Below are 26,429 nucleotides of genomic sequence, written 5' to 3'. Positions count from 1 at the left end.
ACTGTGGGAACGCGTTCGTCGAAAAGAGAAGGGCGAAGCTGCCATGCTACCGCAGTTGCCGAGAGGCAAAGACGAGCGCCCGCGACCAAAGATTTCGTCTCGAGGACCGGAACGCGCCCGCTCGCAGGCGCCGCGGCCCGCCAGCGATGGCAGCGAAGCTGTCACTGATCCAGTCTAGACGCTTTATGAACATGACCGCGCGCACACGTCCGAAGCCGTCTCCCTCCCTCCTTGAAATTGTCAAATCCGGTCCATATAATTGGCACTCACTGCACGAGAGTGCTAACAAGATTTCCGTCCGGCGGGCTCCGCCCAAAAGACGGGCTTTCCCGCGTTTTCAGTCTCATTCAAGAGAGGAGTGTGTATGAACCTTCGTCCTTTGCACGATCGCGTCATCGTCAAACGTCTGGACCAGGAAACCAAGACCGCATCGGGCATCGTGATCCCGGAAGCAGCGGCAGAAAAGCCGGATCAAGGCGAAGTCCTGGCCGTCGGCCCGGGCAAGCGCGATGACAAGGGCACGCAAAACGCCCTCGACGTGAAGGTGGGCGACCGCGTGCTCTTCGGCAAATACGCCGGCCAGACCGTCAAGGTCGACGGGCAGGAACTGCTCGTCATGCGCGAAGAAGACATCATGGCCGTTCTGGTCAACAAGTAAGCATTCTTCCTGTACGCCGGGCTTCGCGCCGAAAGGGCGGCGGGCCGGCACACTGAATCGAATCAAGGAGTCTGGATATGGCAGCTAAAGAAGTCACTTTCGGCGATTCCGCACGCGCCAAGATGGTCGAAGGCGTGAACATTCTGGCCAACGCGGTCAAGGTCACGCTGGGTCCGAAGGGCCGCAATGTCGTGCTCGAGCGTTCGTTCGGCGGCCCGACGGTCACCAAGGACGGTGTCTCGGTCGCGAAGGAAATCGAACTGAAGGACAAGCTCCAAAACATGGGCGCGCAAATGGTCAAGGAAGTCGCTTCCAAGACCAGCGACAACGCAGGTGACGGCACCACGACCGCTACCGTGCTCGCACAGTCCATCGTTCGCGAAGGCATGAAGTACGTCGCATCGGGCATGAACCCGATGGACCTGAAGCGCGGCATCGACAAGGCCGTCGCAGCAGCCATCGAAGAACTGCGCAAGATCAGCAAGCCCTGCACGACGAACAAGGAAATCGCGCAAGTCGGCTCGATCTCGGCGAACAGCGACACGTCCATCGGCGAGCGCATCGCTGAAGCCATGGACAAGGTCGGCAAGGAAGGCGTGATCACCGTCGAAGACGGCAAGTCGCTGCAAGACGAGCTGGACGTCGTGGAAGGCATGCAGTTCGACCGCGGCTACCTGTCGCCGTACTTCATCAACAACCCGGACAAGCAAGTCGCCGTTCTGGAAAACCCGTTCGTGCTGCTGCACGACAAGAAGGTTTCCAACATCCGCGATCTGCTGCCGGTGCTGGAACAAGTCGCGAAGGCCGGCCGTCCGCTGCTGATCATCGCTGAAGACGTCGAAGGCGAAGCGCTCGCAACGCTGGTCGTCAACAACATCCGCGGCATTTTGAAGACCGTTGCTGTCAAGGCTCCGGGCTTCGGCGACCGTCGCAAGGCCATGCTGGAAGACATCGCGATCCTGACCGGCGGTCAAGTCATCGCGGAAGAAACCGGCCTGACGCTGGAAAAGGCGACGCTGCAAGAGCTGGGTCAAGCCAAGCGCATCGAAGTGGGCAAGGAAAACACGACGATCATCGACGGCGCTGGCGAAGCCGTGAACATCGAAGCGCGCGTGAAGCAAGTGCGCAAGCAGATCGAAGAAGCGACGTCGGACTACGACCGTGAGAAGCTGCAAGAGCGCGTGGCCAAGCTGGCCGGCGGCGTGGCAGTGATCAAGGTCGGCGCTGCGACCGAAGTCGAAATGAAGGAAAAGAAGGCACGTGTCGAAGACGCTCTGCACGCAACGCGCGCAGCAGTGGAAGAAGGCATCGTGGCTGGCGGCGGCGTCGCGCTGATCCGTGCTCGCAAGGCCATCGAAGGCCTGAAGGGCGCGAACTCGGACCAGGACGCGGGTATCCGCATCGTCCTGCGTGCGATGGAAGAGCCGCTGCGCCAGATCGTCACGAACGGCGGCGAAGAAGCCTCGGTCGTGGTGGCGGCTGTTGCTCAAGGTTCGGGCAACTACGGCTACAACGCGGCAACCGGCGAGTACGGTGACCTGGTGGAAGCCGGTGTCGTCGACCCGACCAAGGTGACGCGCACGGCGCTGCAAAACGCGGCATCGGTGGCAGGCCTGCTGCTGACGACCGACGCAGCCGTCGCCGAACTGCCGAAGGAAGATGCTCCGATGCCTGGCGGCATGCCCGGCGGCATGGGCGGCATGGGCATGGACATGTAAGACGGCTTCGGCCCGATTACATCGGTGCGAGTCTCGCAAGGGGCTCGCGCCATGCCAGAAAAAACCTGCAGCGATGCAGGTTTTTTTTCGTCCATCGACAAGCTATTTGTTCATCTCGTCGCGCAGCTTTTGCGCGGCGGCTTTGTAGTCGTATGTCGGGTAAAACTCCGTGTGATATCCGCCCCACGCGGTCGTCTCGATCGCGCGATTCACTTCCCGCAGCCTGTCCGCCGGCACGCGCAACGTCACCACTTGCCCGATGCCCATCATCACGTACCACGACACCACTTCCACGCCTGGCGGCGGAAACGTCTTGAAGTAGCCTTGTTCCTTCAACTGCTGGTTGATCTTCGGCAGCGGCTTGGACTCGTCGTGCTTGAGGAAGATGGTCAGCAGGAACGTGCCGTCGCCCGCAGGCGTGGCCGGCGGCGGCGATGCGTCCTGCGCATGGACGGGCAGCGCCGCCGAGACAATCGTGGCGAGCATCGTGGTTCGGATCAGGCGAGCGAAGCGTCGTGCCGGCTTGTGCATCAGCGGATCTCCTTCGGAAGCAACGAACGGAAGCGGAAAGGCACTACGCCTTCCGATGATGAAGATGCAGACGCTCCATCACATGCAGCGCGTTGGGCTGCGCGTGGCCGAGCGTCGTGTTGTCGAAGATGCACCACACCTCGGGCGTCTTTTTCGCGCGGGCTTGCAGCGTGCGCGCGAGATCGTCGAGATACGGGAAGTCGTACGAAGACTTGTAGAGATCCGGCGAGCCGTGCAGCCGCACATAGACGAGCGACGTGTCCGCCCGATGCTTGATCTCGCAGTCGTCGGGAATCGGATCGGCGTCCACGTACGCGATGTGATGCGCTTTCAGAAGCGCCGCCGCATCCTTGGTGAACCAGCTCGGATGGCGCGCCTCGCAGGCAACCGGCAGCATGGTGCGCTCGCGCAGCGCCTTGAAGAAGGCATCGGCCAGATCGTGTTCGAACGCGAGGCTCGGCGGCAGTTGCGCAAGCCAGCAGCCGAGCTTGTCGCCCAGCTTGCCGGCGGCGGCCAGAAATTCGTCGATGAGCTCGTTGGTGTCGGCGAGCCGCGCGTCGTGCGTGATCGCCTTGGGCAGCTTCACCGAAAAGCGGAACGAGTCGGGCACGCTCTGCGCCCACTTCTCGTAGGTCTGCTCGCGATGCGGCTTATAGAAGCTCGAGTTGATTTCGACGCACGTCAGCACGCGCGCGTAGCGTTCGAGATGCGTGCCTTCGTCGGGAAAGCTCGACTGGACCGAGCTCGAAAGCGCCCAGCCCGCGCAGCCGACGCGGATGGCGCCTTGCGGGCCGGGCTTGTGCAGATGGGGCAGTCGATACGGCATGCGCTCGCAAAGCCTCCCTTCGTTGGTCTCCGAACTCCGTTCGTGTCGCTTCGTTCACTGCATCGTTGGCACCGATTTCGTCTAATGCCGGGCTTCTCCGGGCAATCCGGCCGAATCATCGGGCAAAGACGCGGCGTCGGTTTCGTCGTCCGCGTCGTTGGATCGCGCCCAGAAAAAGCGATCCGGCAAGTACGCGCCCATGCCCGGACGAAACGCGGCGCGCGCCGCCTGAAACACGTACTCCTGCGCCTCGCGCGCGGCCTCGGCGGGCTCCTGACCGTTCGCGAGCAGCGCGGCAACCGCGGCGCCGAGCGTGTCGGTGAGGCCCATCACGCGATGCAGCCCGCGATCCCACAGGTCCTGCCGCACCTGTCCTTCCTCGCTGTACAGCGTGTTCACATGCCGATGCGTGCCCGTTTCCATCGCCAGCACGTACTCGCAGCCCTGCGCGAGAATGTGCGAGATGGCGGAATCAAGCGTCGGCGCTTCCGCGTCGCTGTCCGGCTGCGCAAGCTGCAAAAGCGTCGCGTGATCGGCGATCAGCATGGTCGTCTGCGGCACGAGCAGGTCGGCGAGCGATTCGCGCAGCTCGTCGGCGGACAGTACGTGTTCGTCGTCGAGCGTGAAGTCGGGCGCGAGGATCAGCGGAACGTCGTCGTAGTCGGACACCACTTCCGCGATCGCGGAGACCACTTCCGCCCGCGTGGCCGCGCCGATCTTGAATGCGGCAATCGGCATGTCTTCTAGCAACATGCGCGCCTGAGCGGCGACCGCGTCGGGGTCGAGGCCGTTGACCTCATCGCAGGTTGCGGAATCGCGCACGGCGTAGCCGGTGAGAACCGTTGCGCTGTGGCAGCCCATGCTGGCGAGCGTGAGCAAATCGGCTTGCAGGCCGGAGCCGCCCGTTGGGTCCGAGAGCCCGAAAGTCAGAACGATCGGTGGAGAGTCGCCGGTCATGGCAAGAGCGGACATTTTTGATTTGAATTGCACGAGTGAGACGTTTCAGTTGCAGCGAACGCGAAAAAAGCCGCGCACGCGCCCGGACACGGTTCGATTATGCGGCCTATTGCCGCCCGCCTGCCGTCCGTGCGCACCTTTTTGCAGAGCGGTGACGCACACATCCCGCTATTTGGGGGATGCACGTCGGGCCGGCGCCTTGCTAGGCATCCACACGGCAACACGGTACCATCATGGCCTAATTTCAATCGACCAATCGACGCGGCATAAGTATGGAATACAGAAGCTGGATGTGCCTGATCTGCGGCTGGATCTACGACGAAGAGGCGGGATTGCCGGAAGAGGGCATCGCGCCGGGTACCCGCTGGGAGGACGTTCCGATCAACTGGACCTGTCCCGAATGCGGAGCACGCAAGGAAGATTTCGAGATGGTCCAGATCTGATCCGCATGCTCTACCGCGCCGCATGGCTCACGCCATGCGGCGCGTGTTTTTTGCGGCCTGCGATTCGTGCAGGCGTCGCAGGCGAGTCGGGTCGCGCGTCGGCGCCAATCCGGCAGGAACATTCGTTCCCGCCTGCGCTCGTAAAAGGCATACGCTTTGAGCACGACAGGCTCGGCGGCGCTTCGCTGCCGCGCTCGTCGATAATGCAGTTCAACCGCGCGTCGAGGCGGCGTCGCCACGCGCGTTTCTGGCTTGTGAGCGCCCGTTATGACATCTCGTCCCGACCTTCCCGTTCCGATCGAAGCCTTGCCGAACCCGCGCGGCGGCTCAGTCCGGCTCGCCGAAATGGCGCTCACGGACGCCATGCACGCGTTCCAGCGGCAGGGCGAGATCGCGCCCGCGCTCAAGCGCGCGATTGCCGCGCTGCATTCGGCCGGATGGCTGCCCGCGCAACGTTTCGCGGAAGCGCTCGCGCTCGTCGCGCCGCTCGGCGATGAATCGGAGGGCACGCACGACCGCATCGCTCTCGCCATGTCCGCGTTCCGCGCGGCGGTCGAGCGCCACAACCTGCGCGAGCTGTCGTGTTCGACGGAACTCTTCGATCACTATCGCGGGCTGCACGCGCTTTTGGCCGTGCATACGCGCATCGCACCGGTTTCCTACGACGACCTCGCGCTCGCCGGACGCGCCATTGCGCCGTCGACGCTGCGGGGCGTCGCGCCCGAAAGGCTCGCGCGGGTCCGGGCGCACTACGAGGCGGCGCTGCTCGCGTTGCTGCGCGCGGGCGCCGACCAGCCGCAAGCCGACATCGACGAAACCTTCTCGCGGCTCGATGCCTGTCTCGCCGAGCTCGCGGGCCCCGATCCGTACGATTTCTGGCGGCTCGCGTCGTCCACGGTGCGGGCGCTGCGCGACCGGGCCGGCCGTCATGCCGATCTTTCCAGCTACGCGGACGCCAAGCGGCTCTACGCCCGCTTCAACCTCGTGCTGGCGGATCAGGCGCACGCGTCGACGTTCGCGCCGCGTTCGCTCGTGCGCGCGACGCTCGCGTTGCTGTGGCGCGACTTCGCGCTCTACGGCGCGACGCCTGAAGACGCCGAACACGTCGACGTTTTGCGCGACTACGGCCTGACCGTGGCGTGGCACGTCGCGGCGACGCCCGCGTCCGAAGCCGCGTGGGAGCAGGGCGCGGCGCAGGCAAGCGAGGAAAGCACGCGCGAGGCCGTCACGCGCGATCTCGGCGTGCTGCGCGTGAACGCGGCCGCCTACGAAGACTTTCTGCAAAGCGCGGAGGCCTCGATCGAAGGGCTCGTCGAGCGCGGCACGCAGGCGAGCGAGACCGGCACCGTCGATTCCGCCGCCGCGCTGCATGCGGCGAACGCGTCGCATCGGCTGGGCGCGGCGGCTTGCGCGCTCGGGCTCGGGCACGTCTCGCTGCTCGCCGATACGCTCGGTCTCGCGTGGCGGCGCGTCGCGCATCAGGGCGAAGGCGCGGCCGAAAGCAATGCCCGCGGCCTCGACGCCTCCATCCCCGAGCGCGCCGCGCAAACGCTGCGCTCGATGCTGCATCAGGCGGCCGCGGGGATTGCGCCGTCGGAAGGACGCGCCTCGATTGCCGCGCTGACCGCGATGATCGAGCGTCCTCCGGCCGTCACGCGATAGCGTCGTCGTCGTCCTCGTCTGGGGACGACGCCCGTTTTCTGGCCGGCCCGCGCACGACGTCGTAACGCAGCAGTGTCCGCTTGCGCGCGGCGTCGTGATCGACGATCGGCGGCGGATAGTCCGCGCCCAACGCGATATTCGCGGCCTTCAGCGCGTCGGGTTTCGCGAGCCACGGCGCATGAATGTCGCGGTCGGACAGCGCCGCCAGCTCCGGCACGTAGTGGCGGATGAACTTGCCGGCGGCATCGAACTTCTGCGACTGCGTCACCGGATTGAAGATGCGGAAGTACGGCTGCGCGTCGCATCCGCTAGAGGCGGCCCACTGCCAGCCGCCGCTATTCGACGAAAGCTCGAAGTCGTTCAGCTGCGCCTCGAAATACGCCTCGCCGCGCCGCCAGTCGATGCCGAGATCCTTCGTCAGGAAACTCGCCGTCACCATGCGCAGCCGGTTGTGCATGTAGCCCGAGGTGTTGAGCTGGCGCATGGCGGCATCCACGAGCGGGTAGCCGGTTTGTCCAGCGCACCACGCGGCGAAATTCGCGTCGGCCGCCTCGCCCGTTTCCCATTCGATGCGGTCGTACTCCGGCTTGAACGCACGATGATCGCCCGGCATGCCCACGCGCGGAAAATGATGCAGCACCGCGAAGTAGAAGTCCCGCCAGATAAGCTCGGAAAGCCACGTCTGCGCGCCGCGGTCGCCGTGGCGCTGCGCGTCGTGCGCGACGCGGGCGAGCGCGCGGATGGACACCGTGCCGTGCCGCAAGTGCACGCCCATGTAGCTCGGGCCTTTCACCGCCGGAAAGTCGCGCGTGCGGTCGTAGTCCGTCATGCGGTCGCGGAAGTCGTCGAAGAGCGCGTACGCGCCGACGGTGCCTGCCGGGAACGCGGGGCCTTCTGCATCGGCGAAACCGAGCGCGGCGAGCGACGGAATGCCTTGATCCGCCTGCGCGGGCGGCTTGCCGAGCGCGTGCAGATTGTCTTCCGACGCATACGGCTGCAACGCGTCCGGCGTGAGCGTTTCGAGCCACTTGCGTTTGTACGGCGTGAACACCGTGTACGGCTTGGCGCTGCCCGTCAGCACGTCGTCGCGGTCGAAGATCGCCTGATCCTTAAACTCGAAAAACGCGATGTTCGCGCTCGCGAGCCTTTGCGCGACTGCTTCGTCGCGTGCCTTCGCGGACGGCTCGTAGTCGCGGTTCACGAACACGGCGTTTGCGCCGCACTCGCGGGCGAGCGCGGGAATCGCGTCGAGCGGCATGGCATGCCGCACCAGCAGCGCGCCGCCGGCCGCCTGAAGCGTGCGGTCCAGCTCGACCACGCTCGCATGAATGAAGGGCACGCGACGGTCGTTTTTAGCGAGCGGAGCGAGGATTTCGCGGTCGAAAACGAACGCGCACAGCACGCGACGGCACCTTGTAAGCGCATGATAGAGTGCAGCATTGTCTGCCGCGCGCAGGTCCCGCCGAAACCAGACCAGCCCCACATCGAAGTCGGCCATCTCGCAGCGCCTTTGTTAAAATCCTGAATTATGTCCAAGACTTCCGATCGCATCAATTTGACGAACCAGTTCCTGATCGCCATGCCCTCCATGGTCGATCCGACGTTTTCCGGAACGGTGGTCTACCTTTGCGATCACACCGATCGCGGTGCGCTGGGTCTCGTCATCAACAGGCCGACCGACATCGACCTGCAATCGCTTTTCAACCGCATCGACCTCAAGCTCGAAATCGAGCCGCTCGTGCATTTGCCCGTGTATTACGGCGGTCCGGTGCAGACGGAGCGCGGCTTTGTCCTGCACGAGGCGGGCGAGGGCGAACCGTACAGCTCGTCCATGAGCGTGCCCGGCGGCCTTGCCATGACCACATCGAAAGACGTGCTCGAAGCGGTCGCGAGCGGCAAGGGCCCCGAGCGTTTCCTGCTGACGCTCGGCCACGCGGGCTGGGGCGCGGGGCAGCTCGAAGAAGAAATCTCGAAGAACGGCTGGCTCACGGTCGAAGCGGATTCGCGCATCATTTTCGACGTGCCCGCCGAAGACCGCCTCGAAGCGGCGCTGTCGCTGCTCGGCGTGTCGCGCTCCATGCTTTCCGGCGAAGCAGGGCACGCATGAGCCGCGAAGCCACGCTGCTGGCATTCGATTACGGCGAAAAGCGCATCGGTGTCGCCGTCGGCAATACGTTGACGCGTAACGCGCGGGCGCTCGCCGTGCTCGAAAACCGCGACCGCGACTATCGCTTTCAGGAAGTCGGCAAGCTCTTGCAAGAGTGGAAGCCGGACGCCGTGGTCGTCGGCATGCCGATGCATCCGGACGGCACGCCGCACGAAATGAGCGCGCTTGCGAAACGCTTCGGCAATCAGGTGAACGGCCGTTTCAACGTGCCGGTGCAGTGGGTGGACGAGCGATATTCGTCCGTCGATGCGAAAGCCGACTTGCGCGAGCGCGGCGTGCGCCCGAATGCGCGCGGCCGCTTCGACGGCATCGACGCCGAAGCTGCCCGCGTCATCCTCCAACAATATCTCGACGGACTTCCCGACGATCATGAGTTCCATTGACGCAGAGGCGCTGTATCGCGCGCTCGTCGAACAGATTCGCGAGGCTTACGGCGCGTCGCTCGCGGCGGCAGACGGCGTGGCGCTCGCGGGCATCTACAGCGGCGGCGCGTGGCTTGCCGAGCGGCTCGCGAAAGACGTGGGCGCGCCGCATTTCGGCGTGGTGAACGTGGCGCTGCATCGCGACGACTACGCGAAGAAGGGCCTGCACAGTCAGGCGAGCCCGACTTCATTGCCGTTCGCAGTCGAAGGCCGCCGCATTCTGCTGATCGACGACGTGCTTTCCACCGGCCGCACCGTGCGCGCGGCGATCAACGAGCTCTACGATTACGGCCGTCCCGCGTCCATCGATTTCGCCGTGCTCGCCGACCGCGGCGGACGCGAAATGCCGATTGCGGCGCGCTTCACCGGCGGCATGGTGGACGTCGCAACGAACGAAGACCTCGTGCTCGCGCGCCGCGACGACGGCACCTTCGGCTTCACGACCGAGCCGCGCACGCACTGACGCTCAAGCGGCACGCGTCTCACGCCCAAGCAGCAAGCCTTTTCTCAAAGCAACGCCTGGATCACCATGAACACCGCCACGCAGAGCGCAGCCGAACCGGGCGCGCAGCAAGCTGACAAGACCAGCGACACCTTCCGCTACGGCTTTCTCAAAGGCAACCCGCAGCTCACGAAAAACGGCGAGCTGAAGCACTTGCTGACCATCGAGGGCCTGCCGCGCAGCATCGTCACGCATATTCTCGATACCGCCGAGCAGTTCGTGAGCGTTACCGATCGCGAAGTCAAGAAGGTGCCGCTTCTGCGCGGCAAGTCGGTATTCAACCTCTTCTTCGAGAATTCGACGCGCACGCGCACCACGTTCGAAATCGCGGCGAAGCGCCTCTCGGCGGACGTGCTGAATCTGAACATCAACGCGTCGTCGACGAGCAAGGGCGAGTCGCTGCTCGACACCATCAACAATCTCTCCGCGATGCACGCCGACATGTTCGTCGTGCGTCATGCGTCGAGCGGCGCGCCGTATCTGATCGCCGAGCATTGCGCGCCGCACGTGCACGTGATCAACGCGGGCGATGGCCGTCACGCGCATCCGACGCAGGGCCTGCTCGACATGTACACCATTCGCCACTACAAGCGCGACTTCACGAAGCTGCGGGTGGCGATTGTCGGCGACATTCTGCATTCGCGCGTCGCGCGCTCGGACATTCATGCGCTCACGACCTTGGGCGTGCCGGAAGTGCGCGCCATCGGTCCGCGCACGCTGTTGCCGAGCAACCTCGATCAGATGGGCGTGCACGTCTACCACAACCTCGACGAAGGTCTGAAGGGCGTGGACGTCATCATCATGCTGCGGTTGCAGAACGAGCGCATGAGCGGCGCGCTTCTGCCGTCCGCGCAGGAGTACTTCAAGAGCTGGGGCCTCACGCCCGAGCGTCTCGCGCTGGCCGCGCCGGATGCCATCGTGATGCACCCCGGCCCGATGAACCGCGGCGTGGAAATCGATTCGCAAGTGGCCGACGGGCCGCAGTCGGTCATCCTGAATCAGGTGACCTTCGGCATCGCCGTGCGCATGGCGGTGATGGGCATTGTGGCCGGCAACAGCGACTAATCAGAACGACATGAAGATCCAGATTCAAGGCGGCACCATCATCGATCCGGCCGCAGGCACCGAAACGCGTAACGACGTATTCATCGCGGCCGGACGTATCGTCGCGATCGGCGAGGCGCCCGCCGATTTCAACGCGGCCAAGGTCATCGACGCTAACGGCTTGCATATCGCGCCGGGCTTCGTTGATTTGTCCGCGCGTCTGCGCGAGCCGGGCTTCGAGCACAAGGCGACGCTCGAATCCGAAATGGCCGCCGCGATGGCGGGCGGCGTGACGAGCCTCGTCTGCCCGCCCGACACCGATCCGACGCTCGACGAACCGGGCCTCGTCGAAATGCTCAAGTTCCGCGCGCAGAAGCTGCATCAGGCGCATGTGTATCCGCTCGGCGCGCTGACCGTCGGGCTGAAGGGCGAGAGCATCACCGAAATGGTGGAACTGACGGAGGCCGGCTGCATCGGCTTCTCGCAGGCGGACAACCCGATTGTCGATACCCGCACGCTGCTGCGCGCGCTGCAATACGCGACGACCTACGGCTACACCGTGTGGCTGCGCCCGCAGGACGCGTTCATGGCGAAGGGCGGCGTGGCGGCGAGCGGCGCGGTGGCGTCGCGGCTCGGGCTGTCGGGCGTGCCGGTGTCGGCGGAAACCATAGCCCTACATACCATTTTCGAACTGATGCGCGTGACCGGCGCGCGCGTGCATCTGTCGCACGTGTCGTCGGCGGCGGGCGTGGCGCTCGTGCGCGCGGCCAAAGCCGAAGGTCTCGCCGTCACGTGCGACGTCACGATCAACCACGTCCATTTGACGGACGTGGACATCGGCTATTTCGATTCGCAGTTCCGCCTCGATCCGCCGTTGCGCCAGCAACGCGACCGCGAAGCGATTCGCTCGGGCCTCGACGACGGCACCATCGACGCCATTTGCTCGGACCACACGCCGCTCGACGATGACGAGAAGCTCCTGCCATTCGCCGAAGCGACGCCGGGCGCGACCGGTCTCGAACTGCTGCTCTCGCTGACGGTGAAGTGGGCGCGTGAAGCGAACCTGCCGCTCGCGAAGGCGCTGGCGCGCATCACGTCCGCGCCGGCCGATGTGCTGAAGCTGCCGGCGGGGCGCATCGCCGTGGGCGCGCTCGCCGATCTCTGCGTGTTCGATGCGGGCGCTTCCTGGCGCGTCGATCCGCGCAAGCTGAAGAGCCAGGGCCGCAATTCGCCGTTCCTGGGCTATGAGCTGCCGGCTCGCGTGCGCGCGACCATCGTCGGCGGGCATCTCGCTTACGAAAGCCGCTGATTCATGAAGTTGATGTTGCGCAAGCTGCGCCTCGCTGCTCATTTGCTGCACGGCGCATGGATCGTGGCGCGGCGCTTTCCCGGCGCTACTGCAAGCGAGCGCATGGCGATGAACCGCGCATGGTCGCTCGAGATGCTGCGGCTCGCGGGCATGAAGCTCGTTGTGCATAACGACGAAGCGCGGCTGGATGCCGGCGTGCTCGTCGTCGGCAACCATGTGTCGTGGATCGATATTTACGTGATCAACGCGTGGCGGCCGACGCCGTTCGTATCGAAGGCCGAGATTCGCCAGTGGCCGGTGGTCGGCTGGCTCGCGCAACAGCTCGGCACCGTGTTCGTCCAGCGCGAGAAGCGCAGCGACGCGAAGCGCATCATGCATGAGCTGGCGGACCGGCTCGTCGCAGGCGAAATGATGTGCGTCTTTCCCGAAGGCACGACGAGCGACGGCGTATCGCTGCTGCCGTTTCACGCGAATTTGTTTCAGGCGGCGGTGTCTGCGTCGCGTCCGGTGCAGCCGATCTGCCTCATGTACGAGGATGCGCGCGGCATGCAGACGACCGCGCCCGCGTATATCGGCGATATGTCGCTCAGCGATTCGCTCGATGCGCTGTTGCGCGGCGGGCCGATCACCGCGCATCTCTACGTGTGCGATCCGCTCGCGCCGGGCGCTGACCGGCGGCTGCTCGCAAGCGAGGCGCAAGCGGCGGTTCAGGCGGCGCTGGAGCGGATGCGGGGCGCGCCGGCCGTCGTCATGGAAGCGCCGCTGGCGCCGCCGATCACTTCTTCATCGCGCAACTCACCTGCGTGACGACGCGCTGCGCGGGGTCTTTCGTCAGCCGCACTGCCGACAGCTTGTTGCCCCACACGCAGCCGGAATCGAGACAGAGAACGTCGTCGCGGATCATGAGGCCGAGCGCGGCCCAGTGTCCGAAGACGATGGTGACGTCCCGCGTGCGGCGGCCCGGCACGTCGAACCAAGGCATGTAGCCGGGCGGCGCGGTGTCCGGGCCCCCGTTGCCGGCGAATTCCATCGCGCCTTCCGCTGTACAGAAGCGGATGCGCGTGAGCGCGTTGTAGATCACGCGCAGGCGGTCCATGCCGGTCAGCGAATCTTCCCAGCGATGCGGCTCGTTGCCGTAGAGTTCGGCCAGCGTCTCTTTCCAGTTCGGCGCGCGCAGTGCGGTTTCGAGTTCGTGCGCGAGTTCCAGCGTCATCGTGACGTCCCACTGCGGCAAGACGCCTGCGTGAACCATCAGCGCGCCGTCTTCGAAATGGGCGACCGGCTTGTGCCGCACCCATTCGATGAGATCGGCGCAGTCCGGTGCCCCGAGGATGTCGTCGAGCGTGTCGCCTTTTTTCGGCTTGCGCAGGCCGGCGGCGACGGAGAGCAGATTCAGATCGTGATTGCCGAGCACGACGGTCGCGCGCGAACCGAGCGCGATCACGTCGCGCAACGTTTCCAGCGACTTGGGGCCACGGTTGATGAGATCGCCCGCGAACCAGAGCGGCGTGTCGGGTTCGGGCGCGGCTTTCTTGAGCAGGCGCTGAAACGGGTCGCAGCAGCCTTGGAGGTCGCCAAAGACGAGGGGAGCGGACGAGACCGCGAGGCTTGCGGAGAGTGCGTCGGTCATGGGTTCAGTGCGAAAGCGCGACGCGGCTTTGAAGTCGCGAGCCGGACGCCAGTCGAATTGCGGTGCGACAAATTATGCCGGTGATTAGAAAAACGCAACGCTCGATCGCTTTCGTACAAAAGATCACCACGGCGTCATTCCCGCCCACGCGACGGAAATTGACTAGCTGTATCAAGTTGTTAGCCGTGTAGTTTTTGCACTGCATGGCTTTATAATTGGCGGCTGACCAAAAATTGAACCGCGTCCGGCAGTCGGTCGCGGTTCCCGCATTTGATGCATCGGGGCATCGAATGCTGCAATTTTTTCCACAGCTTGCGCGTGCGTGTTCAGTCGCGCGAAGACTACAAGCAGCCAAAGGGTTTCTATGATTCTCGTGACGGGCGGCGCCGGTTTTATCGGCGCGAATTTTGTTCTGGACTGGCTCAAAGGCTCCGATGAGCCCGTGCTCAACGTCGATAAGCTGACGTACGCGGGAAATCTCGGCACGCTGAAATCGCTCAAGGACGACACCCGCCACCTGTTCGTGCGTGCCGATATTTGCGACCGCGCAGCAATGGACGAACTGCTCGCCACGCACAAGCCGCGCGCCATTCTGCATTTCGCGGCAGAAAGCCACGTCGACCGCTCGATTCACGGTCCGGCGGATTTCGTGCAGACGAACGTCGTCGGCACGTTCACGTTGCTGGAAGCTGCGCGCATGTACTGGAGCGCGCTGCCCGAAGCGGAGAAGCAAGCGTTTCGCTTCCTGCACGTCTCGACGGACGAAGTCTTCGGTTCGCTTTCCGCAACCGATCCGCAATTCTCCGAGACCACGCCTTACGCGCCGAATAGCCCTTATTCGGCGACCAAGGCTGGCTCCGACCATCTGGTTCGCGCGTATCACCACACGTACGGTTTGCCCGTGCTCACGACGAACTGCTCGAATAACTACGGCCCGTATCAGTTCCCCGAGAAACTGATCCCGCTGATGATCGCGAACGCGCTCGCAGGCAAGCCGCTGCCGGTTTATGGCGACGGTCAGAACGTGCGCGACTGGCTGTATGTGGGCGATCACTGCTCGGCCATCCGCGAAGTGCTGGCTAACGGCAAGCCTGGCGAGACGTATAACGTCGGCGGCTGGAACGAGAAGAAGAACCTCGAAGTCGTGCATACGCTTTGCGATCTGCTCGACGAGAAGAAACCGAAGGCAAGCGGTTCGTATCGCGATCAGATCACGTATGTGACGGATCGCCCGGGACACGATCGCCGCTACGCCATCGACGCGCGCAAGCTGGAGCGCGAACTCGGCTGGAAGCCGGCCGAAACGTTCGAGACGGGTCTCGCCAAGACCGTTCAGTGGTATCTGGACAATCAGGAATGGGCGGACGAAGTCGCTTCCGGCGAATACCGGAAGTGGGTCGAGACGAATTACGCGCAGCGGGCATAAGGAGCAGGCATGGCGCGCAAAGGCATTATTCTCGCCGGCGGGTCCGGCACGCGGCTCTATCCGATCACGCACGCAGTATCGAAGCAACTGCTGCCCGTGTACGACAAGCCGATGATCTACTATCCGCTGTCGACGCTGATGATCGCGGGCATTCGCGATGTCCTCGTCATTTCGACGCCGCAAGACACGCCGCGTTTCGAAGCCATGCTCGGGGACGGCAGCCAGTGGGGCATGAACATTCAGTACGCAGTGCAGCCGTCGCCGGACGGGCTCGCGCAGGCGTTTATCATCGGCAAGGAGTTCGTGGGCAACGATCCTTCCGCGCTCATTCTGGGCGACAACATTTTCTACGGTCACGATCTAGCGAAGCAGTTGGCGAACGCCAATGCGCGTACCGACTGCGCGACGGTTTTCGCCTATCACGTGCATGATCCGGAGCGTTATGGCGTCGTGGAGTTCGACGAGAGCTTCCGCGCGCTGTCGATCGAAGAGAAGCCGGCGAAACCGCGATCCAACTACGCGGTGACGGGTCTGTATTTCTACGATAACCAGGTGTGCGACATCGCAGCGGACATCAAGCCGTCCCCGCGCGGCGAGCTCGAAATCACCGACGTCAACTCGCGCTATCTTCAGCAGCAAAGGCTGAACGTCGAGATCATGGGTCGCGGTTACGCGTGGCTCGACACCGGCACGCATGAGTCGCTGATCGAGGCGGCGACGTTTATCGCGACTTTGCAAAAGCGTCAGGGGCTGGTGGTGGCTTGCCCGGAAGAGATCGCGTACCGCAAGGAATGGATCGACGACGAGCAACTGCTTGCGCTAGCGAAGCCGCTGTCGAAGAACGCGTACGGTCAATATCTGCTCAACCTTCCGAAGGACCAAGTCGCATGGCCATCCAGGTAACTGCCACGGCGCTGCCCGAAGTCAAGATCATCGAGCCGAGAGTGTTCGGCGATGCGCGCGGCTTCTTCTACGAGAGCTTCAATGCGCGCGAGTTTGCCGAGCACGTGGAAGCGGGCGTCGAGTTTGTGCAGGACAATCATTCGCGTTCGGCGAAGGGCGTGCTTCGCGGGCTGCATTATCAGATCCAGCATCCGCAGGGCAAGCTCGTTCGCGTGGTGGAGGGCGAAGTTTTTGACGTCGCCGTGGATATTCGCAAGAGCTCGCCGAACTTCGGCAAGTGGGTGGGCGTAAATCTGTCGGAAGAGAATCATCGGCAGTTGTGGGTGCCGCCGGGCTTCGCGCATGGGTTCGTCGTGCTGTCGGAGACGGCGCAGTTTCTTTATAAGACGACGGATTATTGGTATCCGGAGTTCGAGCGGAGCATTGTGTGGAATGACGTCGACCTCGCCATTGCATGGCCGTTCGAGGGCGAGTTGATCATCGCCGCCAAGGACCGGGACGGTGCCGCGCTCGCCGGTGCCGAGGTGTTCCAATGAGACTGCTGTTGACCGGTGCGAACGGGCAGGTCGGCTGGGAGTTGGCGCGCAGCCTCTTGCCGCTCGGTGAGGTCGTGCTGGCGACTCGCCAGACTGCCGACTTCACTAAGCCGAACGGCGTGGCGGGGCTTGTCGAATCGGTGCGTCCCGATGTCATTGTGAATGCGGCTGCATATACCGCCGTGGACAATGCCGAGCAGGAAGAGGAAGTCGCACGCCGCATCAACGGCGATGCGGTTGCGGAAATCGCCGCAGCCGCCGCGCGTACCGGGGCGCTGCTCGTCCACTATTCGACGGACTACGTGTTCGACGGGACCGCGAAGGACAGCGCAAAGGAAACGGACGCCGCTGCACCGCTCAACGCCTACGGTCGTTCCAAGCTCGCCGGCGAAGAGGCGATCATCGCGTCGCAATGCGACTATCTGATTTTCAGAACGACGTGGGTCTACGCCGCGCGCGGCAAGAATTTTCTCTTGACCATGCTCAAGCTCGCGGCCCAACGCGAGGAGCTGAAGGTGGTCGCAGACCAGACGGGTGCACCGACGAGCGCCCGGCTGATCGCCGACCTGACGGCTCACTGTATCCGTCACGCACACGCCGAACGGCTCGACGGGCGCTTCGAGAGCGGCCGCTTTCATATGACGGCGGGCGGTAGCGTGAGCTGGCATGGCTTCGCCGAGGCGCTGATCGACTATGCGCGGGCCGTCGGTCGATTCGATATCAAGACGCGCACCATTCTCCCGATTGCGACGTCGGAATATCCTCTTCCCGCGCGTCGTCCGGCGAATTCTCGCCTCGACTGTTCGCACTTCGACAGGCGGTTCGGTCTGCATCGTCCTGCCTGGGATGTGTGCATGCGACAAACCATAGACCAGCTCGCCGGCGTTTGACGGCCCCTCGCGCCAACTTGCGCGTGCGATCAAGTTTCGAAGAGTAAAGGACTGAATGAGCCGTTACAGCTACCGTAATCCCTTGGCAGTCGTCGATTCGCTCGTCAGCCAGCGAGCCCTGATTTATCAGTTCGTCAAAAGAGAGGTGTCAGGACGATACAAAGGATCGTTTCTCGGTCTCTTTTGGTCATTCGTGAATCCGCTGCTGCTTCTGAGCGTGTACACCTTCGTGTTCGGCGTCGTCTTCAAGTCGAAGTGGCGTCCGGCCTCGACGAGCCATTTCGAATTCGCGGTGGTCATGTTCGTGGGCGTGCTGACGCACGGGCTACTGGCCGAGTGCATCAATCGCGCGCCGGGCATGATCGTGGCGAACACGAATTATGTGAAACGCGTGGTGTTTCCCCTGGAGACGCTCACGTGGATCACCCTTGGCACTGCTCTCTTTCATACGTTCATCGCGTCGCTGATTCTTATCGGCGGAATTCTGCTCTGGCAGCAGCATCTTCCGGTTACGGCGTGGACGGTGCCGCTGATCCTCGTGCCGTACCTGTTGCTCATCGCGGGCGTAACGTGGTTTCTCATGTCTCTCGGTGTCTTCCTGCGTGACATCGGGCAACTCATGTCCATCGTCACGTCGCTTCTGATGTTCCTGTCACCGGTCTTTTATCCGACAACGTCCGTGCCCGAGCAGCTGCGATTCCTGATCGAATGGAATCCGCTGACGTTCATCATCGAGCAGCTTCGTAACGCGCTGATCTGGGGTGGTACTCCGGACTGGCTCGGCATCCTGAAGTATTTCGTGTTTGGCTACATCGCCGCGTGGTTCGGCTATGCCTGGTTTCAACGGACCCGCGGCGGCTTCGCGGATATCCTCTGAGCAGGCGCGAACGAGACATCTATGAGTGAATCCGCGATCGACATCCGCGACGTCGGCAAGTGCTACAACATCTATGAGCGCCCCCGAGACCGCCTACTCCAGATGCTGGTCGGACGACGTCGCCAGTTATTCCGTCAATTCTGGGCATTGAAGAACATCAGTTTCACGGTTCCCAAGGGAGAAACCATCGGGATCGTGGGCCGGAATGGGTCGGGCAAGTCAACGTTGTTGCAGATCATCGCCGGCACGCTCACGCCCACCACAGGCTCGGTGTCGGTTCATGGCCGCGTCGCGGCCCTCCTTGAACTGGGATCGGGCTTCAATCCGGAATTTACCGGACGAGAAAACGTCTATCTGAACGCCTCCCTGCTGGGCCTGTCGACCGAAGAGGTGGACGAACGCTTCGATAGCATCGTGTCCTTCGCGGATATCGGCGCATTCGTCGATCAGCCCGTGAAGACTTATTCGAGCGGGATGATGGTTCGTCTTGCGTTCGCGGTTCAGGCGCAGACGAATCCGGAAATTCTTATCGTTGACGAGGCCCTCGCCGTTGGCGACGCGCGTTTCCAGGCGAAATGTTTCGACCGCCTGAAGCAACTGAAAGACAACGGCACCAGCATTCTGCTGGTGACGCATAGCAGCGAGCAAATCGTGACGCATTGCTCGAGCGCCGTGCTGATCGATTCGGGCGAAATGCTGCAGCAAGGCGCGCCGCGCGAGATCGTGAACCGCTACCTGGACCTGCTTTTTGGCCGCGACAGCAATCGCAAGCGGGTGAAGTCGTCACAATCCGACGAAAACGGCAACGGATCGGACGGTAATGGCAAGAAGCGGATCGACGAGAGCATCGACGTCGGCGCAGGGAAGCTTCTCTTCGACGAAGATGCGTTCTCGCAGCGGCCCGGCTACAACCCCTACGAGTACCGATGGGGCGACGGGTCTGCGGTCATCAGCGACTTCCGGCTCGAAAGCGACGGCGTCGAATATCCGCATTCGGTGGAGAGCGGCGCGCGCTTGCGCCTCGATGTGGCAGTGACGTTTCAGCGCACCCTCGTGCGCCCCATTCTGGGCGTGACGGTCAAGACAAAGGAAGGCGTTACCGTCTTCGGTTCCAACTCGGAGTTGCTCGCCTGTGACGAAGTAAAAAACATGGGCGGAGCCGGCGAGCGCATGCGCGCCACGGTATTTCTCGACTGCAAGCTAGGGCAGGGCGACTACTTCATCTCGCTCGGCATAGCGACGCGAGAAGGCGAGAACATCGTGCCTCACGATCGGCGCTACGATTCCATCCATCTGGTCGTGAGCCCGGATTCGTCTTTCTTCGGATTGCTCGACATGAATATGTCGATGCAACTGCATCAGCCATGAGCGGATTTCGCGCCAAACTGCGCACCGTCAGGCGCGCGCGCAACGTTATTGCTGCAGCCGGCGGCCCTGCCGCGGTCTCGCGCTATGCGTTGAGATTGTTGCGTACGGAGGGACCCACGGGGCTGTGGTCTCGGGTCGCGCGGCACGTCCTTGGTAACAGGCCGGTCGGATCGGACGTTCGCGGCGATCGCGCCGAGCAACGCGCCAAGAAGCGCGCCGCTCTTGCTTCGCAGTTGACGCTGCTCGACGCGAGCGACGGCGCCTTGCTGACGGAAGCCTCGCGAACGACATTCGGCGGCGTCGGCGAAACCGTGGTGTCCGTACTGCTGATCCATCGTCAGGAGCGTCAGCGCGTTGTCGAAAGCCTGCTCGCGCTGAAGCACGCCACCGCCGGCGGCGCCGCCGCGATGCAAATGAACGTCATACGCGTCGGCGAGGCCGAGGCCTGGCTGGAAACGCTGAGCGGGCTCCGGCTGCTACGCTCGCCGTCAGAAGCCGAGATGCTCGACACCGTGCGCGCAGCCGTCCAGGACCTGCAAGGCGAGTTCGTCCTGCTGACGACCGATGCCGTGCAGGCTCAGGCGGGCGCTATCGATGCGCTGGTGCATCGCTTGAGAACCGAGAGTAGTGCGGTGGCTGCCTGCGGCATGATCGTCTGCGCCGATGCGACGCTCGTTGAATCGGGCGCGCTGTGGGGTCCGGATGGCGGCCTTCGCCGCCTGGGCAATGGCGACGACGCGAGCGATCCGTCTTACGCCGTCAGCCGGCGCGTGCCCGCGGCGACCGACCTCGCGGTCCTGGTCCGCCGTGATGCGCTGCTGGGGGCCGCTGAAGTCGCGCACGCGCAGGTTCACGCTGCATCCGCCGTCGACGCGCTCATGCGCGCCTTTTGGCAGAGCGACGAAGCGATCGTCTTCGAGCCGCTTGCACGCTTCGCCTGCCCCGCAATGCCTGCGGAGCCGCCCCGGACCGTGGCGATCCTTGGTGGGAAAGAGCGATCGTCCGACCGCGTGGCGCGAGAGGCGTCGGATATTCGCGTGCTCGCCTTCTATCTTCCGCAATATCATCCGATTCCCGAGAACGACGAGTGGTGGGGCAAAGGTTTCACCGAGTGGACCAATGTCTCGAAGGCCAAGCCGAACTTCGATGGTCATTATCAGCCGCACCTTCCGGCCGACCTCGGTTTTTATGATTTACGCGTCCCGGAAGTCCGGCAGGCGCAGGCGGATCTCGCGCGCGGGGCGGGGTTAGCCGGTTTTTGTTACTACTACTATTGGTTCAGCGGCCGCCGCCTTCTGGAGCGGCCCCTTCAGGAAGTGCTCGACACCGGCAAGCCTAGTTTTCCGTTCTGCATCTGCTGGGCGAACGAGAACTGGACGCGTCGCTGGGACGGGCTGGAGTCGTCGCTGCTCATGGGGCAGTCGTATACGCCGGAAGACGAAGCGGCGCTCTTTCGCGACTGGCTGCCGCTTCTGCGCGACGAACGGTATATCCGCGTCAACGGCAAGCCGCTCGTGCTCATTTATCGGATCTCTTTGCTTCCAGAGCCGCGCAGGGCGGCAGCCACGTGGCGACGCATGGCGCGAGACGCCGGTCTGGGCGACGTGTATCTGGCCTACGTGCAGTCGTTCGACAGTTGGGCACGCGGCGAAAAGCCGAGCGACTTCGACTTCGACGCCAGCGTGGAATTCCCTCCTCACGGTTGCGGCGTGCCGTACACAGGCGAAGTGGAAGGCCTCGCTCCGAAGTTCCGGGGCGCGCTGTTCGATTACCAGGCCACCGCCGAAGTCTGCCTTGCGAAGACAAATCCCGGTTACGCGATGTTTCGCGGCACGATGCCTTCATGGGACAACACGGCGCGCAAGCAGGACACGGGGCACATTTTTCTCGGCGCATCGCCTGAAGCGTATGAGAAGTGGCTGGACGGCGCGCTGTCGTACACCGACCGCTTCGCGTGCGGCGATGAGCGCATCGTCTTCGTTAACGCGTGGAACGAATGGGGCGAAGGCAATCACCTCGAGCCGGATATGCGCTACAAGCACGCTTACCTCGACGCCACGCGCCGAGCCATATCGAGATGGACGCGCCGCCCGGCATGAACTCCATGGACCGCGTGAGCTTTCACCGTCTTCAGTCGATACTGCGCTTTCAGTCGCGCGCCTGGTTGCGGCGCGTTCGCGCGACGTGCGGCCGTACCGGGATGTCACGCCTCGCGTCGGCCGTGTTGACCGCGGTGGGATCACGCGCCCTCGCGGCCGCGAGCGAAATGCGAGCACGTACCGGCTCGGATGAAGCCAACGCGGCGCTGAAGTTGCTGGAAAGGCTTCCCTTGCGGACACGCGACAGCCTGCGTTCGGCGTTTCTGGCGGTTCGTGGGGGACGGCGACATCCCGAATACAGCGACCGGCTTCTTCCCGGCATGGCACCGTCGGAGATAAGGACCATCGCCCTCTACCGCTGGAGCGCCACCTGGGACTGGCAGGCCGTGGCGGCCGCCGGCGTGAGGTTCGTCGGACACAGACAACCTCGAATCCCCGGAAAGTTCGGCTTCTATCCGAAGACCGATCACGATCTCGCTGTTCGACACGCGCGGCTTGCGTCCGACTACGGCATCCACGCTTTCTGCATCCCCGCTCGGAGCGCCGCCGCCAGCGACGGTGTGACGGCGGCAGAACTGTTGCGGCTTCTGAACGACCCAGACTTGACGCTGCGCCTTTGCGTTCTCTTCGATCTTGCGCCCGACGCCGCTTCCGCTGCGGCCTGGGACGAGTGGCGCGATGTGCTGACGCATCCACGTTATCTTCAGGCGGCCGGCGGGCCTCTCGTCCTGGTCACGGGATCGCACGTTGGAACCGGCGCCCGGCTCTCCAGAGCGATGCTGGCGGAGATTGGCGTTGCCGACGCGCATCTGGTGGCGGTCTCGGCCGAGCCGGTTGCCGACGGAGGCTACGACGGCATCGCACGGCTTTCGCTTGGTCCTGCTGCCGCGCCCGTTCAGCCCGTGCTGCTCGATGCGCACTTCGGGGGCGCACTGTCCCGTTATGCCGACGACGCCAGATGGCTGCTCGGCGACGACCATGCGCGCCCACCGTTTTATCCGACGGTGATGGCCGGGATGGACGACAGCCCGCTTGTCGGCGAGCGGGCGCGAATCTGCACGGACCCGACTCCCTCGAAGTACGCGTCCGCGCTGGCGGCTGCATGCGCACGGGCAAGAAGCCGCACCGACCGACCGTCGTTTGTCTTTCTGAATGCCTGGAACGACTGGCTGCGCGGCGCAGTGCTCGAACCGGATGCCGATACGGGCTTCGCTTACCTTGAGCGAACGCGCCGAGTGCTCGAGCAATTCACCTCAGGAATGCCGGACGGCTGGCGTCCGGACAGTCGCGAAGTCGCCGTGATCGTGCATTTGCACTATACGGAACTGTGGCCCGAAATCAGCGGGTTTCTCGCTAACGTGCCTGCTGGCTTCAAGTTGTATGTATCCGTCAATCAACACGCGCCAGCCGAGTGCGAGACCGAGATCCTCGCATCGTTCCCTCATGCGGTCGTCGAGCGGCTCGAGAATCGTGGACGGGACTTGTATCCGTTCCTGCACATGCTCGCCCGGGCACGCGCCGACGGATGCCGTTTTGTATGCAAGATTCATTCGAAGAAGTCGCTGCACCGGGTCGACGGGGACGTGTGGCGGCGCGATCTTTTCGGCAAGCTGCTAGGCAGCGAGCCCGGGCCGCTGCGCATTCTTCATGCGATGCAGTCGCGACCGTCGGTGGGCATGATCGGTCCCGAAGGGCACATGGTCCTGTCGGACCGCTTCCGGGGTTCCAACGACGCACGCGTGCGCGAACTGGCGGCGTCGCTCGGATTCGACGCGGCGGACATGCGGTATCGTTTCGCGGCCGGCACCATGTTCTGGGCAAGAATGGAGGCGCTCGAACCGCTGCTCGGCCTCGGCCTGAACCGCGACTCGTTCGACGAGGAAAACGGTCAGACGGACGGCACGCTCGCACACGCGCTCGAGCGCCTGCTACCGCTCTCGGCGCGGCGCGCGGGAATGAGTGTCATCGACACCGGTGAGATCGCCGGCGGCAGTCATCGAGCTGCGGCCGTTTCCGAAGACGGCGCCTACCGGTGGGCACAGTCGTCGCGAAACACCTGAGGCCGCGCCGACGCGGCCGCTGTCATCAGCAGAACATTGCAACATAAAACGAAGGATCAACGCATGTCATTTTCGCTGGAGCGAAGCGGATATCGGTTCGATGCCGCCACCCGGGTGTGGCGGCGACGGGGCTACGAAGGAATCGCCTATAGCGACGGCGATGCAGTCGAGGAGCGAATCGGGCAAATCGTGGCTGGCGCGGCCGACGTTTCGCTTCATTCCGCGGAGTTGACGACGCGCATCTCGGACTGGCCATCGCTCTACCATCTATCGAGCGGGCGAGCGAACGTGCTTCGTCCGTTCGAGGCGAAGCTCGCGTCGCGTCGCGTGCTCGAAATCGGCGCGGGTTGCGGTGCGATCAGCCGCTATCTGGGCGAAGCCGGCGCGGACTTGCTCGCGCTCGAAGGATCGCCCAGACGTGCCGCCATCGCTGCTTCGCGATCGCGCGATCTGCCGAACGTGCACGTAGTGACCGAACGTTTCGACGACTTCCGGACCGACGAGCGTTTCGACGTCGTCACGCTCATCGGCGTGCTGGAATATGCATCGCTCTTCACGCCGGGAAGCGAGCCCGCTGTCGCCATGCTGCGTCGCGTGCGGGACTTGCTCGCGCCGGGCGGCATCGTCATCGTCGCGATCGAGAATCAGGTCGGCCTGAAATATTTCGCCGGAGCGCCCGAGGATCACGTGGGAGTGCCGATGTTTGGCATCGAGGACCGCTACGGCGATGTCGGGCCCCGCACGTTCGGCAAGGGCGAACTGACGTCGGTGTTCCAGCGCGCTGCGTTCGCCGCGCCGAACTTTCTGGCGCCGTTCCCCGACTACAAGTTCCCGGTTGCGGTCGTGAGCGAGCGCGGTTTCTCGCATCCCGCTTTCGAAGCATCGGCGCTCGCCGTGCAGACGGTGCATCAAGACCCGCAACTGCCGACGAATCTGTCCTTTATCCTGCAACGCGCATGGCCGACCTTGATCCGCAACGGACTCGGCATGGACGTGGCGAACTCCTTCATCGTCGTGGCGAGCGCAGAGGAAGCCGGTCAGAGCTTGCCAAAGGAGGCGCTCGCTTACTACTACAACACGACGCGCCGCGCCCCGTTCTGCAAGGAGGTCCTCTTCCGGGCGGTCGGCGCAGAGGTCGTTGCCGAGTCGCGAGCCCTTTATGTGTCGACCGGTTCGGCCCGGCATTCGGGACGCTACCGTTTCCTGCTGAACGAAACCGAAGCGTATGCGCCTGGCCGCCTGCTCGCGGACGAGTTCGTCAGCATCATCTCGAAAGACGGTTGGACGCCGTCGGAGATCGGCGCATTCCTGCGGCGCTACCTAGACCTGGCGCAGCGGCTCGTACGTGAGCGAGGTCACGACTGCACGCTGGATTCTGCGCATGCTTCGGTGCCGGGCTGTTTCCTCGACCTCATTCCTCAAAACATCGTGCTGCGCCACGACGGTCTCGCGCGGGCAATCGACCTCGAATGGCAGACGAAGGACAGCATCGAATTAGGATTCCTTTTGTTCCGGGCGATGCTGTCATTGATCAATCGGAATTTCAGCTTCTCGCCGCGCAGCGATGCGGCGTTGCTGAGCCGAAAGCAGTTATTTATCGATGCGGCGCGCGCGGCCGGCATGGCGATTAGTGATGAAGACTTCCACCGCTACGCTGCGGAGGAGGGCGAATTCCAGAGCTTCGCGACGGGCCGGGACGTGTCCGAATTCCTGGCGGGTTGGGCGGACGAGGGCCTGCCGCTCGCGTCGACTGCACCGGCCCGGTTCACCGCGACCGTCTACTACGGACATCCGGATGTCGGTTTCTCGGACAGCCGCACAGTCGCCGCGCAAGTGAGCGGCGGGCCGGAGACCGTCCGACTGACGCTGCCGCCGGACGCGTCTTCGCCGAGCATGTTGCGCATCGACCCCTCCGACCGCCCCGCCTGGTATCAGATTTCGAGCATCGAGGTGCTGGATGACCGGGGCATTCTCCGCTGGACTTGCGCGCTGAAAGACGATCTCGTGCTTTCGCCGTCCGTCATCCCGTTGCGGGCCGCGCCGGGCGACGCGGGGTTGTTGATCTTCGCGAGCGACAACGATCCGCAGATGCTTCCCGTCATGCCGGCCGACATCGCCTCGCAGGTCGGCGCCGGGTGGGCGCTGGAAATGCGCATTCGTATCGTCGAGACGCACGAGATAGCGAGGCGGTTCGGCGACAGCATGGCGCACTGGGCGGGACAGGTCGAACAAGCGCGCGCGGGCGTTGATCGGGCCGCAGCGGAACAGTTGCACACTGCCCGGGCCCTGCGCGACCTGAGCGAGCAGCTTGCCGCGAGCCAGCAACGCGTGCTGGCGCTCGAAGCGCGCCTCGCCGCCAGTGGCATCGCGTTGGACGGAGGAGAGGGGCAGTGAACAACTC

24 protein-coding genes are annotated in these 26,429 nt (G+C 63.9%); 19 read left to right on the top strand and 5 right to left on the bottom strand.

What is annotated here, in order from left to right; genetic code table 11:
* Positions 1–364: 364 nt before the first annotated feature.
* Positions 365–658 (top strand): co-chaperone GroES, encoded by a 294-nt coding sequence (gene groES, locus HWX53_RS21990; protein WP_159836846.1) that lies wholly within the window; start codon positions 365–367, stop codon positions 656–658.
* A 77-nt stretch (positions 659–735) separates the two neighbouring features.
* Positions 736–2,376, top strand: a complete 1,641-nt coding sequence (gene groL / locus HWX53_RS21985) for a chaperonin GroEL (protein ID WP_175944800.1) — start codon at positions 736–738, stop codon at positions 2,374–2,376.
* A gap of 102 nt (positions 2,377–2,478) precedes the next feature.
* Here the strand turns inward: groL and HWX53_RS21980 are convergent, their stop codons facing one another.
* From HWX53_RS21980 to HWX53_RS21970, 3 genes are all read right to left on the bottom strand, one after another.
* The gene (locus HWX53_RS21980; protein WP_175945289.1) at positions 2,479–2,862 is read right to left on the bottom strand and encodes a hypothetical protein; all 384 of its coding nucleotides are present in this window, start codon (positions 2,860–2,862) and stop codon (positions 2,479–2,481) included.
* 88 nt (positions 2,863–2,950) lie between these two features.
* Positions 2,951–3,733: a DUF72 domain-containing protein gene (locus HWX53_RS21975; protein WP_175944798.1), complete on the bottom strand. Its 783-nt coding sequence runs from the start codon at positions 3,731–3,733 to the stop codon at positions 2,951–2,953.
* Positions 3,734–3,814: 81 nt separating this feature from the next.
* Positions 3,815–4,690: a hydroxymethylpyrimidine/phosphomethylpyrimidine kinase gene (locus HWX53_RS21970; RefSeq protein WP_175945287.1), complete on the bottom strand. Its 876-nt coding sequence runs from the start codon at positions 4,688–4,690 to the stop codon at positions 3,815–3,817.
* A gap of 272 nt (positions 4,691–4,962) precedes the next feature.
* On the opposite strand from HWX53_RS21970, the gene HWX53_RS21965 reads away from it, so the two are divergent.
* Together HWX53_RS21965 and HWX53_RS21960 are read left to right on the top strand one after the other, a co-directional pair.
* Positions 4,963–5,133, top strand: coding sequence for a rubredoxin (locus tag HWX53_RS21965; RefSeq protein WP_025527884.1), 171 nt, complete (start codon positions 4,963–4,965; stop codon positions 5,131–5,133).
* 267 nt (positions 5,134–5,400) lie between these two features.
* Entirely contained in the window at positions 5,401–6,795 is a 1,395-nt protein-coding gene (locus tag HWX53_RS21960; protein ID WP_175944796.1) for a hypothetical protein, read from the top strand.
* Here the strand turns inward: HWX53_RS21960 and HWX53_RS21955 are convergent.
* Complete coding sequence (locus tag HWX53_RS21955) at positions 6,785–8,293, bottom strand: deoxyribodipyrimidine photo-lyase (RefSeq protein ID WP_175944794.1); 1,509 nt, start codon at positions 8,291–8,293, stop codon at positions 6,785–6,787. The genes HWX53_RS21960 and HWX53_RS21955 overlap by 11 nt on opposite strands.
* A 30-nt stretch (positions 8,294–8,323) precedes the next feature.
* Here HWX53_RS21955 and HWX53_RS21950 point away from each other — a divergent pair, with 30 nt between their 5' ends.
* The 6 genes from HWX53_RS21950 (at position 8,324) to HWX53_RS21925 (ending at position 13,046) form a co-directional block, all read left to right on the top strand.
* Positions 8,324–8,902, top strand: a complete 579-nt coding sequence (locus tag HWX53_RS21950) for a YqgE/AlgH family protein (protein ID WP_175944792.1) — start codon at positions 8,324–8,326, stop codon at positions 8,900–8,902.
* Positions 8,899–9,345 (top strand): Holliday junction resolvase RuvX, encoded by a 447-nt coding sequence (ruvX, locus tag HWX53_RS21945; RefSeq protein WP_175944790.1) that lies wholly within the window; start codon positions 8,899–8,901, stop codon positions 9,343–9,345. Before HWX53_RS21950 ends, ruvX begins: the two co-directional genes overlap by 4 nt.
* The gene (gene pyrR / locus HWX53_RS21940; RefSeq protein WP_175944788.1) at positions 9,332–9,847 is read left to right on the top strand and encodes a bifunctional pyr operon transcriptional regulator/uracil phosphoribosyltransferase PyrR; all 516 of its coding nucleotides are present in this window, start codon (positions 9,332–9,334) and stop codon (positions 9,845–9,847) included. The genes ruvX and pyrR overlap by 14 nt, the downstream gene beginning before the upstream one ends.
* 66 nt (positions 9,848–9,913) lie before the next feature.
* Positions 9,914–10,951, top strand: a complete 1,038-nt coding sequence (locus tag HWX53_RS21935) for an aspartate carbamoyltransferase catalytic subunit (protein WP_175944786.1) — start codon at positions 9,914–9,916, stop codon at positions 10,949–10,951.
* Between the two features lie 10 nt (positions 10,952–10,961).
* Entirely contained in the window at positions 10,962–12,239 is a 1,278-nt protein-coding gene (locus HWX53_RS21930; RefSeq protein WP_175944784.1) for a dihydroorotase, read from the top strand.
* A 3-nt stretch (positions 12,240–12,242) separates the two neighbouring features.
* Positions 12,243–13,046 (top strand): lysophospholipid acyltransferase family protein, encoded by an 804-nt coding sequence (locus HWX53_RS21925; RefSeq protein WP_175944782.1) that lies wholly within the window; start codon positions 12,243–12,245, stop codon positions 13,044–13,046.
* Here the strand turns inward: HWX53_RS21925 and HWX53_RS21920 are convergent.
* Complete coding sequence (locus HWX53_RS21920; RefSeq protein ID WP_175944780.1) at positions 13,015–13,869, bottom strand: symmetrical bis(5'-nucleosyl)-tetraphosphatase; 855 nt, start codon at positions 13,867–13,869, stop codon at positions 13,015–13,017. The genes HWX53_RS21925 and HWX53_RS21920 overlap by 32 nt on opposite strands.
* Positions 13,870–14,233: 364 nt before the next feature.
* On the opposite strand from HWX53_RS21920, the gene rfbB reads away from it, so the two are divergent.
* The 9 genes from rfbB (at position 14,234) to HWX53_RS21875 (ending at position 26,422) form a co-directional block, all read left to right on the top strand.
* Positions 14,234–15,295, top strand: a complete 1,062-nt coding sequence (gene rfbB, locus HWX53_RS21915; RefSeq protein WP_175944778.1) for a dTDP-glucose 4,6-dehydratase — start codon at positions 14,234–14,236, stop codon at positions 15,293–15,295.
* Positions 15,296–15,304: 9 nt separating this feature from the next.
* On the top strand, positions 15,305–16,198 hold the full coding sequence (gene rfbA / locus HWX53_RS21910) for a glucose-1-phosphate thymidylyltransferase RfbA (protein ID WP_175944776.1): 894 nt from the start codon (positions 15,305–15,307) through the stop codon (positions 16,196–16,198).
* Positions 16,183–16,734 carry a dTDP-4-dehydrorhamnose 3,5-epimerase gene (gene rfbC / locus HWX53_RS21905; RefSeq protein ID WP_175944774.1) on the top strand — a complete coding sequence of 184 codons (552 nt, stop codon included), beginning with the start codon at positions 16,183–16,185 and terminating at the stop codon, positions 16,732–16,734. The genes rfbA and rfbC overlap by 16 nt, the downstream gene beginning before the upstream one ends.
* The gene (rfbD, locus tag HWX53_RS21900; protein ID WP_175944772.1) at positions 16,731–17,624 is read left to right on the top strand and encodes a dTDP-4-dehydrorhamnose reductase; all 894 of its coding nucleotides are present in this window, start codon (positions 16,731–16,733) and stop codon (positions 17,622–17,624) included. Before rfbC ends, rfbD begins: the two co-directional genes overlap by 4 nt.
* A gap of 55 nt (positions 17,625–17,679) precedes the next feature.
* Positions 17,680–18,501, top strand: a complete 822-nt coding sequence (locus tag HWX53_RS21895) for an ABC transporter permease (protein WP_175944770.1) — start codon at positions 17,680–17,682, stop codon at positions 18,499–18,501.
* 21 nt (positions 18,502–18,522) lie between these two features.
* A complete protein-coding gene (locus HWX53_RS21890; protein WP_175944768.1) occupies positions 18,523–19,869 on the top strand; it encodes an ABC transporter ATP-binding protein in 1,347 nt (448 codons plus the stop codon).
* Positions 19,870–20,102: 233 nt separating this feature from the next.
* Positions 20,103–21,968: a glycoside hydrolase family 99-like domain-containing protein gene (locus HWX53_RS27465; RefSeq protein WP_208454809.1), complete on the top strand. Its 1,866-nt coding sequence runs from the start codon at positions 20,103–20,105 to the stop codon at positions 21,966–21,968.
* Positions 21,947–24,028 carry a rhamnan synthesis F family protein gene (locus tag HWX53_RS21880; protein ID WP_175944766.1) on the top strand — a complete coding sequence of 694 codons (2,082 nt, stop codon included), beginning with the start codon at positions 21,947–21,949 and terminating at the stop codon, positions 24,026–24,028. The genes HWX53_RS27465 and HWX53_RS21880 overlap by 22 nt, the downstream gene beginning before the upstream one ends.
* A gap of 63 nt (positions 24,029–24,091) precedes the next feature.
* Positions 24,092–26,422, top strand: a complete 2,331-nt coding sequence (locus tag HWX53_RS21875; RefSeq protein WP_175944764.1) for a class I SAM-dependent methyltransferase — start codon at positions 24,092–24,094, stop codon at positions 26,420–26,422.
* Positions 26,423–26,429: the final 7 nt, after the last annotated feature.

Origin of the sequence: Caballeronia sp. BCC1704, from assembly GCF_902833455.1 — a bacterium.
Taxonomy (GTDB): Bacteria; Pseudomonadota; Gammaproteobacteria; order Burkholderiales; family Burkholderiaceae; genus Caballeronia.
The sequence above is the reverse complement of the archived record's forward strand: the minus strand, read 5'-3'. Positions and strand labels throughout refer to the sequence as shown.